Annotated in this window: 15 protein-coding genes and 1 pseudogene; 5 read left to right on the top strand and 11 right to left on the bottom strand. The window is 57.9% G+C overall.

The annotated features are described in order from the left end of the window. Positions 1-13: 13 nt before the first annotated feature. Entirely contained in the window at positions 14-646 is a 633-nt protein-coding gene (locus tag MPAL_RS16355) for a hypothetical protein (protein ID WP_158303680.1), read from the bottom strand. A gap of 93 nt (positions 647-739) precedes the next feature. Between MPAL_RS16355 and MPAL_RS12215 the strand changes: the two genes are divergently transcribed. Both MPAL_RS12215 and MPAL_RS12210 read left to right on the top strand, forming a co-directional pair. Continuing rightward, positions 740-1,435, top strand: a complete 696-nt coding sequence (locus tag MPAL_RS12215; RefSeq protein ID WP_012619044.1) for a TIGR04283 family arsenosugar biosynthesis glycosyltransferase — start codon at positions 740-742, stop codon at positions 1,433-1,435. 260 nt (positions 1,436-1,695) lie between these two features. After that, positions 1,696-2,910 (top strand): type III PLP-dependent enzyme, encoded by a 1,215-nt coding sequence (locus MPAL_RS12210; protein WP_012619043.1) that lies wholly within the window; start codon positions 1,696-1,698, stop codon positions 2,908-2,910. A 56-nt stretch (positions 2,911-2,966) separates the two neighbouring features. On the opposite strand, the gene MPAL_RS12205 is transcribed toward MPAL_RS12210, so the two are convergent. Beyond that, positions 2,967-3,287 (bottom strand): putative quinol monooxygenase, encoded by a 321-nt coding sequence (locus MPAL_RS12205; protein WP_012619042.1) that lies wholly within the window; start codon positions 3,285-3,287, stop codon positions 2,967-2,969. Between the two features lie 30 nt (positions 3,288-3,317). Continuing rightward, positions 3,318-3,650 (bottom strand): hypothetical protein, encoded by a 333-nt coding sequence (locus MPAL_RS15965; RefSeq protein ID WP_148208240.1) that lies wholly within the window; start codon positions 3,648-3,650, stop codon positions 3,318-3,320. Here MPAL_RS15965 and MPAL_RS12200 point away from each other — a divergent pair. After that, positions 3,592-4,404: an MFS transporter gene (locus MPAL_RS12200; protein ID WP_083767054.1), complete on the top strand. Its 813-nt coding sequence runs from the start codon at positions 3,592-3,594 to the stop codon at positions 4,402-4,404. The two genes, MPAL_RS15965 and MPAL_RS12200, sit on opposite strands and share 59 nt — an antisense overlap. 117 nt (positions 4,405-4,521) lie before the next feature. On the opposite strand, the gene MPAL_RS12195 is transcribed toward MPAL_RS12200, so the two are convergent. From MPAL_RS12195 to MPAL_RS12175, 7 genes and pseudogenes are all read right to left on the bottom strand, one after another. After that, a complete protein-coding gene (locus tag MPAL_RS12195) occupies positions 4,522-5,004 on the bottom strand; it encodes a YkgJ family cysteine cluster protein (RefSeq protein ID WP_048145385.1) in 483 nt (160 codons plus the stop codon). 77 nt (positions 5,005-5,081) lie between these two features. After that, the gene (locus tag MPAL_RS12190; protein WP_012619040.1) at positions 5,082-5,264 is read right to left on the bottom strand and encodes a hypothetical protein; all 183 of its coding nucleotides are present in this window, start codon (positions 5,262-5,264) and stop codon (positions 5,082-5,084) included. A gap of 304 nt (positions 5,265-5,568) precedes the next feature. Then, a complete protein-coding gene (gene recQ / locus MPAL_RS12185; RefSeq protein ID WP_012619039.1) occupies positions 5,569-7,389 on the bottom strand; it encodes a DNA helicase RecQ in 1,821 nt (606 codons plus the stop codon). A gap of 150 nt (positions 7,390-7,539) precedes the next feature. Beyond that, positions 7,540-7,968: an SRPBCC family protein gene (locus MPAL_RS17090; protein WP_048145384.1), complete on the bottom strand. Its 429-nt coding sequence runs from the start codon at positions 7,966-7,968 to the stop codon at positions 7,540-7,542. Positions 7,969-7,972: 4 nt separating this feature from the next. Further along, positions 7,973-8,023: pseudogene (locus MPAL_RS17645) on the bottom strand (hypothetical protein); the annotation flags it as partial. A 183-nt stretch (positions 8,024-8,206) separates the two neighbouring features. After that, positions 8,207-8,386, bottom strand: coding sequence for a hypothetical protein (locus MPAL_RS16350; RefSeq protein WP_158303679.1), 180 nt, complete (start codon positions 8,384-8,386; stop codon positions 8,207-8,209). Positions 8,387-8,663: 277 nt separating this feature from the next. Further along, on the bottom strand, positions 8,664-9,137 hold the full coding sequence (locus tag MPAL_RS12175) for a nuclear transport factor 2 family protein (RefSeq protein ID WP_012619037.1): 474 nt from the start codon (positions 9,135-9,137) through the stop codon (positions 8,664-8,666). Positions 9,138-9,300: 163 nt separating this feature from the next. On the opposite strand from MPAL_RS12175, the gene MPAL_RS12170 reads away from it, so the two are divergent. Both MPAL_RS12170 and MPAL_RS12165 read left to right on the top strand, forming a co-directional pair. After that, positions 9,301-9,801, top strand: coding sequence for a MarR family winged helix-turn-helix transcriptional regulator (locus tag MPAL_RS12170; RefSeq protein WP_148208239.1), 501 nt, complete (start codon positions 9,301-9,303; stop codon positions 9,799-9,801). Continuing rightward, complete coding sequence (locus tag MPAL_RS12165; protein ID WP_012619035.1) at positions 9,802-10,992, top strand: MFS transporter; 1,191 nt, start codon at positions 9,802-9,804, stop codon at positions 10,990-10,992. It begins immediately after the preceding gene. 32 nt (positions 10,993-11,024) lie between these two features. On the opposite strand, the gene MPAL_RS12160 is transcribed toward MPAL_RS12165, so the two are convergent. Next, on the bottom strand, positions 11,025-11,216 hold the full coding sequence (locus tag MPAL_RS12160) for a hypothetical protein (RefSeq protein WP_012619034.1): 192 nt from the start codon (positions 11,214-11,216) through the stop codon (positions 11,025-11,027). Positions 11,217-11,269 lie beyond the last annotated feature (53 nt).

The raw sequence follows: 11,269 nt of genomic DNA, 5'->3' as shown, positions 1-11,269 counted from the left end.
TGGATCATGGCTGTCACGACCCGAGGATCCCGATCGAGGCGAGCGGGATGAGGAGCATCAGTACAGACCAGACGAACCCTGCCTCTGGAATGCTGAATCGTCCGATGTTCTTCGCGTACTGCCCAACGATCGCCAGGAGCACCAGCACCAGCAACATTCCATTGAAGATCGTGGTCGAGTACTCGTGTTCGATCGGGAGATATTGGAGGTAGGGGACGTCGTTCGCCCACCTGGACAGAAAGAAGATGAAAGGCATATGGGCGATGCCGAGGGCGGAAAAGATCGGCAGGTGGATCTTCGCCCATAATCCAGCCCGTGGGCTCGGAGCGACCAACGGTCCCTTCGTCCACCATTCGATCGCTGCAGCCCCGGCGACCAGAACGAGGAGGATTGCTTCTATTTCTGTCGCGGTCAATCCCGACCAGAACGCAAGTTCCGTCGGAATGGTGATGAACGAGGCGACCACCGCCCCGATGCCGGTCAGGACCGATGGACGCAGGTAGGCGATGCCGACCGTAATAAATATCAGTGCGAATGCAAAGTTATGTGCCCATCGTGGGTCGGTCTGGTACAGCGGGAGAGCAGGCCCCAGCCAGAACCCCAGCCAGGCCAATCCCAGCAGGAGGAAGCCAGTTCCGGCAGTCATCCCTTGTCTGAAGTTGAATGTCATTATGCGGAGAATAGCAGAGAATATTTAAATACCTTGGTATCTTCGACTGATTCGATAACCACTGGAACCATGACCCTCATCTCGATCATCACTCCTGTACTGAACGAAGAGGGGACCGTCCGGCTATTTTTCGACCGCCTTGCCTCCCTGGACGGAGATTTCGAGGTGATCGTCGTCGATGGGGGCAGTTCAGACACGACCCCTTCTCTTCTGAATGAATGTATACGAGGTTTTCCTGCACTGGTGACCATCCTCTCCACATCCCCCGGGAGGAGTATTCAGATGAATGCCGGGGCAGCAGTGGCACGGGGAGAGATCCTTCTCTTCCTTCATGTCGACTGCGTGATCCCATCGGACTCGTTACGGGTGATCGAGGAGGCATGCACCCTTCCCGGGGTCGTCGGCGGGGCTTTTTTGCAGAGTTTCGTTGAGTCGGACCGGCCGGAAGAGGTCCGTCGTCAGGTGGTGAACTGGCTCGCCCGCCGTCTTCAGACCTTCTTCGGGGACTTCGGGATCTTTGTCGACCAGAGAATCTTCGTTCAGTCCGGTAGATTTTCACCGATCCCTTACTGTGAGGATATCGAGTTCTGCAGGGCGGTCAGATCCTATGGGAGACTGGTCCAGATTGATCGGGTGATCTGTAGTTCCCCCAGGCGATTCGAGCGGGTCGGGAGATCGAAACTGGCTGCCGTCTACCTTCTCGCACTGGGGTTGAACCTGCTGAAGATCCGGTCCCCGTTCCTGAAGCGGTTGATCGTCGACTGAATGGGATCGATGGATCGGTGGGGGTACCGAGTCCGCCCAGGTCGATCTGGATCGGCTGGGATTTGATGGTGTGCGTGTTCCCGGTGACGGAGTCCTCTGCGCCTGTCCAACTGTTCCGGCCTGGGTGATGACGGTGGGGCGATGTAGGGATGGAGAGGGGAGATTATCGGTCGATATGTCCGGGAATCGGGGTTTTTTTCGGGCTCGAAAATGATTGAAGAGTCAAAAACTTCTTATTCGTGCAATGATGTAATTCTGTAATGACAACGGTGCCGGAGCCCGGGGATAAGAACTATATTTCAGAAGGTTGTGACGACAGTCTCCTCCATATCGACCAGGAGAGGAAGGAACTGTTGCAGAGCCTGGCACAGGAGCATGGAACCCCGATCTTTGTCATCGATCATGAGAAGATCCGGCAGAACTACCGGGAGTTTCGTGAACATCTGCCCGATGTCCAGGTGTACTTTGCGGTCAAGGCCAACTCGAACCCTGAGATCGTGAAGACGCTCTTCGATATGGGGTGCAGTTTCGACGTCGCCTCCATGCCTGAGTTCATGGTCGTCTACGAGAACATCAAGGACTTGCCAGATAAAGAGCGGCAGGAATGGATCTGGGACAAGATCATCTATGCCAATACCATCAAGCCGATCGAGACCATCGAGGCCCTCAACCAGTACAAGCCGCTTGTCACTTTCGATAACAGCGAGGAACTGAAGAAGATCCGGACCTATGCCCCCCATGCGGGGCTGGTCTTACGGATCCGGGTTCCCAATACCGGATCGATGGTTGAACTCTCCTCCAAGTTCGGGGCTGAACCGGGGGAAGCCGTCGACCTGATCTCCGAAGCGTTTGCGATGGGACTGGTCACCGAGGGGCTCAGTTTCCATGTCGGCAGCCAGTGCACCAACTTTGATAACTATGTCCAGGCCCTGGAACTCTCGGCTAATATCATCGAGGAGGTCGAGACCCGAACCGGCCAGAAGATCCGAATCCTCGACATTGGTGGCGGTTTTCCGGTTCGGTACCACCCGGAGGTGAAGTCCTTTCACCTCCTTGCCAGGAGGCTGAACACCGAGATCGAGCGGCTCTTCCCTCCTGACATGCAGATCCTGGCCGAACCCGGGCGGTTCCTGGTGGCCAACGCCTGCACGCTCGTCTCCAAGGTGATCGGGAAGGCCTTCCGCGACGGAAAGCCCGGCTATTACATCAATGATGGGGTCTACCACACCTACTCCGGGCAGGTCTTCGACCACAACACCTACCCGGTGCTGGCCTTTAAGGAGGGAGAAACTCAGATCTCAGCGGTCTTCGGCCCGACCTGCGATGCCTTCGACACGATCACGCTCAGCGCCGAACTGCCGGATCTTGAGATCAACGACCTCGTCTACTCAGAGAATATCGGTGCCTACTCGATCGCCTCGTCCACCTACTTCAACGGCTTTCCGCCGGCGACAGTGCTCCATATCAACCTCTGACCCCAAAACGTTTTTTAAAATGGATTGGGATCCATTCCCTGTGTGGGATAATTCCGTTACCGGATCTTGTTAAGGTGGTGTATTCCGGTCTCTTCGACCAGGTCTTCCATAGCCAGAAAATATTCCTTCATATGGTCCGACTCCAGGTGTCTCTTCAGATGTTCCTCGTCCTCCCATGTCTCAACGAACCAGAAGAGGTCGTTATCCTCACTGTCCTGAAACAGTTCGTAGGAGATGCACCCCTTGTCCAGACGTCTTGTCAGTTCGACCAGATTCTCCATCTCCTGCTGTACTCTCCCGCCCATGTCAGGCCTGGCCCTGATCCTGGCGACCACCGAATGGTGTGATATCGTCGACGCTCCCTGTACGCTCTTCATAGCTCTCTCTCCCCACAATAACCTCGGGTATCACAGATATATGTTGCAGTCTATAAAGACCATGGGTCGCCAGCAGATCCCTGACCAGCATCGTCTCTCTTCACCCCCAGTGATCGAGGGGCCGCGGGATTCTGATGAAATCGTTTTGAAAGCCAGATACGCCCTGGGAACTGACTCTCTTGAGTGATACCCGGACGATCTGAGGGGCAGGGCTCTCGGGTACCTCTCCTCAGCCAGCGGCCTCGGCCTCGCCGCCGGGTTCAGGCTGGGTGCCCTCCTCACCCATTTCCTCTCCTGGTAGTGGATCTTCTTCATCAATATCCCGTTCGGTATCGTCGCTGTTCTCCTGGCCCTGGCTGTCATCCCCTCCGATTCAGGTCAGAGGAAGATGGCGACCTTGGGGTTCGATACCCTCGGGTCGGTGCTGATATTTTCTGGCGTAGGGACCGGAATAGCCGCACTCTCCATGGGAAAGGAACGGGGCTGGACCTCAGGACCGATCCTCCTCCTCCTTCTCTCGCTGCTGATCAATTCGGCCTTTCTCTTCAGAGAATGGTACCAGCCCTCCCCCCTCGACCTGCACCTCCTCAAACAGCCACAGTTCACGATGGGGATCGGAACGGCCTTCATCAACCGCATGGTGGTCTCCGGGACGGTCTTTCTGCTCCCACTCTACTCTGAACTGGTGAAAGGGTATACCGCCAACTTCGCCGGGCTATTGCTGGTGGTGTCATCTCTGCTGATCATCGTCTTCGGGCCGGTGGCCGGTACCCTTTCGGACAGGATTGGTTCCCGATGGCTCTGTACCCTCGCAGGGATCCTCCTGCTCTTCGTCATCTTCGACAGTTCAATGCCCCTGATACTGATCCTGATCGCACTCGGGCTCCGGGCGCTCTCGATGGGTTTCTTCTCTCCGCCCAACCTTCGGCTCGTCCTCTCTTTCAGCCAGAAGGATCACCAGGGTTCGGCGTCAGCGCTCTGGTACTTCTCCCGGTACCTCGGGGCACCATTAGGATCGTGGTCTTTAAGGTTCTCTTCGATCACTGGATCCGGGTCTTTGAGAAACCCGGGGCCACCGGTGCGATCCATCTCCATCAGATGGCCGGCGAGGTGCTGATCGGGTTTCAGCACACCTTCACCGTCGGCATTCTCTTCTGTATCGGCATGATCGTCCTCTCCCTGCTGATTCACGAAAAGAGACAGGGGGTGTATGAACTGGGTCGGGTCTCTCTGATCATCTTCGGACGGTATACCCTGCCCGCTCCAGCATCTGTATCACCCTGTCATCCCAGACCCGGTCATCGGGCTCCACCAGGGGATCGATCTGGTCTGAAAAGAGTCTGGTCAGTCCCGGGTCTTCTGACGCCAGATGACGCTGACCCATGATCCGGCCGGCCCGCTTCCCCCCGGTGTCGAGGATCAGCAGCCGCCAGCAGCCGTAGTCCCTGCAGATCTCTGGGCGGGTCAGGTGGACGGTGCAGTAGCCTTTCGCCGATGATCGATTGAACCGAAAGAACGGACATGCCTCGGGACGTTCGATGAAGGTACTCCTGTCAAGAAAGAGTTCGATCTTGTCAGGGTCGACGATGACCGGCGTCCGCTCCCCGGTGTACTGGTTCCGGACCAGAAACCGCAATGCTCCTCGGTCCTCTTCGATGATGTGAACCAGACCAAGATGGCTACAGCATTCTCCGCACTGGTGGCATTCGAACGACAGACGATCACACTCAGGTATCCAGATTTCGCTTGGATACCTCTTAAAGACCAGTGATGATCTTCCCGGTACCGGGGACTTCAGTTCTGGTGCTCGGTGAGCATCACGAGTATCTTCTTGATGGTTACCTCCTCTTCCTTGAGTTGTTGACGAAAACCGAGCTGCTCGGTGTCAGCGATCTCCATCCGGAGATCAGAGAGATAACCGGTGAGCATGCCGGAGAGTGTCGATGCATCGGTGTCGGTGAGGGTGAGGTGGATCATTCTTCCTCCCTGATGGAGCACCCCGTTCCGGGTCTCATCTGTGATCCCACCGCCATTCTTCTATCTGTTCTGGTGTCAGGAATCGGTGTCAAAATATTACCTCCGATTGTTCCGACGGTACTTCCATCTCCCGACTGACCGAGCGGGGATCATGCCTGTCACCCCTACTCTATCGGCGATTGAACCGGGTTGTACCGCATCTGCCTCAGAGACTTCTTTCGACAGGGCAGACCTGCCCCATATCATCCTGGGATTATTAAAACCTACTGCTCTCCTGCAGAAGAACTGGTCAGCACGCTAGGTATCAGGATTCCTCAGAACAGCCACGGATCACCTCGATGAAGGCCGGGCCGTATCGCTTCACCTTCACTTCGCCGACGCCGGAGATCTGAAGGAAACTCTCCCGGTCACAGGGTCGGATGCGGGCCATCTCCCTGAGGGTTTTGTCGGGGAAGACCATGAACGGCGGTATCCCTCCCTGCTCGGCGATCGAGCGGCGGAGGGCTCTGAGCTGGAGAAAGAGGTCGGTATCCCGGGCTGAGGTGACCACAGGTTCCGCGGCCGGTCTGGCCCTCGGGGCCTTTGTGGTTTTTGTCTTCATCTTCTCCTGGGCCGGCAGCATCACACGGTTTTTTCCCCTCAGCAGATCCTCGCCCTTGTCGGTCATGCCGATCACCAGATACCGGTCGCCGGTCCGTGCCAGGTAACCCTGCCTGACCAGTTCGTTGATCCAGGTCCGGTACTGAGCCTTACTGTACTGCTTCCCTGTTCCGTATGCAGCGAGTGCGTCCAGGTGATAGTCTCTGATCCTGGCGCACGTCGACCCGCGCAACAGGTCGGTAATCAGGTCGATACCGAAGTTCGAGGAGAGTTCTTTCACACACTCGACGATCAGGCGGGCCGGTTCCGTGCCGTCGTTCCTCGCTGCCGGGTGGTTGCAGTTGTCGCACGAGGTGCAGTGCTCGTCCGGGGACTCCTCCCCAAAGTAGGAGAGGAGGAACCGGCGCCGGCAGGTGATCGCCTCGCAGTACTCGGTCATCTCCTGCAATTTCCGGAGCGAGGCCCGGAGGTTTCGTTCTGTCATGTGGTCATGCTCGAGCATTGAGCGGACCCGTGCGATGTCCCCCCGGCTGTAGAAGAGGACGCACTCGCTCGGCCGGCCGTCCCGCCCTGCCCGACCGGTCTCCTGGTAGTAGGACTCCACTGTCTTTGGGATGTCGTAATGGATCACGAACCTGACATCCGGCTTGTCGATCCCCATCCCGAACGCGATGGTGGCACAGACGATCGTGATCGTGTTCTTGATGAACCCGTCCTGAACCTTCGTCCTGACCTGTTTCGAGAGGCCAGCATGATAGGCCTGTGCATTGTACCCCCGTCGCCGGAGATCGCGGGCGACCTCCTCGGTCTCCTTCTTACTCATGCAGTAGATGATCCCTGATTCGTGCTGGTGCCGGCTCAGAAAGGTGAGGAGGAGAATCTTCGGGTTCTTCTTTTCGACGACCCGGTACATCAGATTCTTCCGGTTGAAGCTGCCGACGAACTCGTGGGCGTCCGAGATTCCGAGCTGCTGGCAGATGTCCCGCCGGACCTCGGGGATGGCCGTCGCGGTCAGGGCGACGAGGGGGACGGCCGGGAAGAGTTTCTTCAGTTGAGCCAGCTGCCGGTATTCCGGCCGGAAGTTATGCCCCCACTCGGAGATGCAGTGCGCCTCGTCGACGGCGATCAACCGGATCGGGGCGGCTTTGATCAGGTCGAGGAAGCCGGCCTGCATACACCGCTCCGGAGAGACGAAGAGGAGCCGGATCTTTCCGTTCTTCAGGTCGGCTTCGATCTTCGTCCGGACACGGTACTCCATCGAACTGTTGAAGGCGACCGCCAGGATCCCCCGTTCGTTCAGGTCGTCGACCTGGTCCTTCATCAGCGAGATCAGCGGCGAGACGACCACCGTCAGGCCACCGAGGCAGAGGGCCGGCAGCTGGTAACAGAGCGACTTTCCACCCCCGGTGGCCATGATCGCGAGCGTGTCCTGACCCTTCAGCACCGATCCGATGATCTCCTTCTGGTGTGGGAGGAAAGAGGAGTAGCCCCAGTATCTCTTCAGCAGGTCCTCGGGTGGTGTCATGATGATCGGGACATAGATTCAGATCATTTGCCCGGAGACCACAAAGAGATCGCGGTAGGGGAGGTGCCCTGTGATGCTGGTATTACATGATCGCTCCTTCCCGATTCAGAGCCCTGACGATCGCTTCAACCGCGTCGACTGTCCTCTCGATCAGGGCTTCGTCCAACCCGTCCAGGAATCGGCCGGGGTATGGATCACCTGCTCGATCACCCCGAACGCTGTAAGAGCCGAGATGGCCATCGTCGGTACGCCCTGGAAGATCATATGATCCCCCTGGGGCCAGGGCTCGGTCCGTTCCGGGTCTGGAAAAGGCTCTCTTGCCTGCTCAGCTGTGACGACCATGTCCTCTGGACATCCATAATACGAAATGCCTGACCGGTGATAAAAAAGGCCGATCCCATCGATATTGATTGCCGGGGCGACCTTCGCCGGGTCCGGGGAGCCGGCATCGAGGTACGCTCCTTCACCCGGGACATGGTAACACTCCTCCCCATTGAAGAAGACCCTCCAGTCCGATGGTCGGCGGCTGCTCAGCGAACCTCCAGGTGAGGAGGAGCAGGGCAGCCACCCCCGAGGCATTGTCGAGGGCACCGGGGGTGTAATGCTTGGTGTTCTGGTTTGCACAGAGGACGATCCTCTTTTCCTGGTCCCCTGCCAGCCGATCACGTTGGCGGCCCAGATCGGGCTGATCCTGGTTTTTAAGTCAGGGTGATCGGGGAGTCCGGGTGCGAGCGGAGGTGGTCCCCTGCCGGTGAGGTGACCGTACGGGGGGGGATCTGGAAGTCTCCGGCGAGATGATCACCGGCACTGCGTAATCCTACCGGGGAGAGACCGTGATCCGGGTGGCCGGCCCTTTCTCCTCGATGACCCGTATGATCTCCCGGTGCGGTTCATGCCAGTAGAACCGGAAGTTCTTCGGCATCAGCGGCTCTGCGGTCAGGTCCCCGTGGGCGATGACGACCTTCCCGACAAGGTCTGGCTGCTTCATGTCGTCCATCGATCCGATCTACACCACCAAGATCGTCTCCTCTCCGCACTGGCAGATCGCCTCCTCCACCGTCCAGTTCCTGGTCAAAAATTCCTGCCCCTCGACCTGATACCCGAGCGCTTCGAGTTCTTCTTGGATGTACTCCTCAGCCCGTCGACTGCCGGCCGAACCGGTCGGTCGCTCTCCTATGACTCAGTGCAGAGGGCGGCCAGGTGATCGTGGGCCGGGTTCATTGTGGCGGGGAGTGAGATCAGTGTCAAAAAAAGGGTTCTTTCCTTTTCCTTGGTCATAGGCCAAAGGAAGACAGGCCGGGGTAATCATCGGGGCGTCGACCGAGCGGCCAGTGGAACTTCCGTTCCCCCTCGGTTATCGGCAGGTCGTTGATGCTGGCATGGCGCACACTCATTCGGCCGGTCTGATCGAACTCCCAGTTCTCGTTACCGTACGAACGGAACCAGTTCCCTGCATCATCATGCCATTCATAGGCGAATCGTACGGCGATCCTGTTCTCCTGGAACGCCCAGATCTCCTTGATCAGGCGATATTCGAGTTCCTTCGCCCACTTCCGTTTCAGAAACGCGACGATCTCTTCGCGACCATTGACGAACTCGGCCCGGTTGCGCCATCTGCTGTCGATACTGTAGGCCAGCGAGACCAGTTCTGGGTTCCTTGAGTTCCATCCATCCTCTGCCATTCGTACTTTCTCCACCGCGGTCTCGAATGAGAATGGCGGCAATGGGAGCCGGCTTTCTTCTTTCATAGGGGGCACTATATCGGTTGAATATATAATGGTATCATCTGTCCAGTCTTTATGCCAATTGTCGCTCCCTGGTGAAAGGGAATATGCCGAACCGGGTGGATTGATACAAAATAGTTAAACCAATTAGTGACTTATTAATTAAGTATATAATTGGTTGATCATTATGGCATCTCACCCCATCACCATGCAGGAAGTGTACCAGATCTGGATGCGGCTTCGGAACAAGGTCAATGAGATGGAGAGCATCCCTCGTGATTACGGGGTGAAGGAGTCACTCTTCCTCTCTGAGATCCATACCATTCAGGCGATCGGCGCCACCCCGGAGAACAATGTCCGGGTCATCGCCGACCTGCTCGGGGTGACCCCTTCGGCCGCCTCACAGGCCGTCACAAAACTGGCTGGACGCGGGCTGGTGAAGAAAGTCCGGGGCCGGAAGAACGAACGGGAGGTCTCGCTCGAGCTGACCGACCAGGGATGGGTCGCCTACAGGTACCATGAACAGACTCATAAGGAGATCTACACGAGGACCACCGAACGGGTCGGCCCCCTTTCAGAGGAGGAACTGGAGTTGATCGCCCGTTTCTTCAATGCGTTTGAATCTGTCTATGATGAACGAATCGAGGAACTCCTTACGGCACGGCTGCAGTCACGGGAGGTGAGATGAATGGAGGCAGAACCGGGCACCGGGCAGACCCGGCCGGCCCGGACCTCCGCCAGGCTAAAGGAGATCTCTGAACTGGCACTGGCCCATCTGATCAATGATATCTATGCACCGGTGCTGATGGCCCTGCAGCCGGTGCTGATCACGACGATGGGCTACAGTTACTTCCAGGCAGCTCTCCTGCCGGTGATGCACAGTCTGATCTCGTCACTCCTCCAGCCAGTCTTCGGGCGGCTGGCCGACAGTCGTGGGTTCCGGGTCAGTGTCGGCCTCTCGATCCTCCTCTCCGGCCTCGGCATTGCCCTCGTCGGTCAGCTCACTGATCACTACCTGATCCTGCTCGTCTGCGTCGCGATATCCGGTATCGGCCATGCCACCTTCCATCCCGGTGCGCTCTGCAAGGTCGATGCGATCGCGAGTCAGGGAGACCGGGGGCGGATCACCTCATTCTTTGTCGTAGGTGGCAACCTCGGACAGGCACTCGGCCCGATCCTCGGGGGGCTGGTGCTGACCTTCGGAGGGATCCCTGCAGTCACCTGGCTGGTCATTCCAGCGGTGGTCGGTGCCCTGATCCTCCTCGTCAGTCCGATCCCTGATACTTGTCCGGTCGTCAGGAAGGTTGCCATGTCCGACCATGAAAACTGGCGGCCGGTGCTCCTCCTCTTCGGCGGGAGCACCCTGCGGGCCTGGGTGACCTTCGGGACGATGACGTTCCTCCCCACGTATCTGGTCCTGAATGGTTATCCGATCCTGACGGCCACGATGCTCGTCAGCGTCATGCTCCTCTCCGGCGTCGCCGGGCAGATCACCGGTGGCATACTATCAGATCGTCTGGGCAGAAAGCCGATCGTCGTCGTCTCCACGTTTGCAGCCATCCCTGCCTTCGCACTGATCCTTCTCACCCACGGGGTCGCGCAGATCGCCGCCATCATGACCTTTGGGTTCCTGCTCTGGTCGTCGTTCTCTGTCACCATCGCCATGGCTCACGAGATGATCCCTTCACAGATCGGCATGATCTCGGGTCTCTTTATGGGGATCGCGATGGGTGCCGGCGGACTGGGTGTATCGGTCTCCGGAGCGGTCGCCGACCATCTCGGCCTCACCGCGACCCTGACCCTCTTCCCGGTGATCATACTCATCGCGGCCATCCTCTTTCTCCTCGTCAGAGTCCCCCGGAAGGCTGACACCACCTGATGGGAGAGCGGGGATCATCCCCGACCAGGGTTTTATTGTCTCTGGCCCCGGGTGATCACGCCGCCGGCGGTCCTGACCACCCGTTCGATTTCTTCAAGTAATCCTTCATCGTTCAGGGCGAAGTCCAGCAGTTCGTACTGATTCACCAGGGCGATGGGCTTGAGGATGACCATCGGTCGTTCTCCGGCGGTCTCATCTGGATAGTTGGCTGGCACCACGGTCATCGTTTCATCCATTCATAGGGCGACGTTTCCGACTCCAGTCTCATCCCAGAGTT

The organism is Methanosphaerula palustris E1-9c (assembly GCF_000021965.1).
Taxonomy (GTDB): Archaea; Halobacteriota; Methanomicrobia; order Methanomicrobiales; family Methanospirillaceae; genus Methanosphaerula; species Methanosphaerula palustris.
This window is presented reverse-complemented; position numbering and strand designations above follow the sequence as displayed.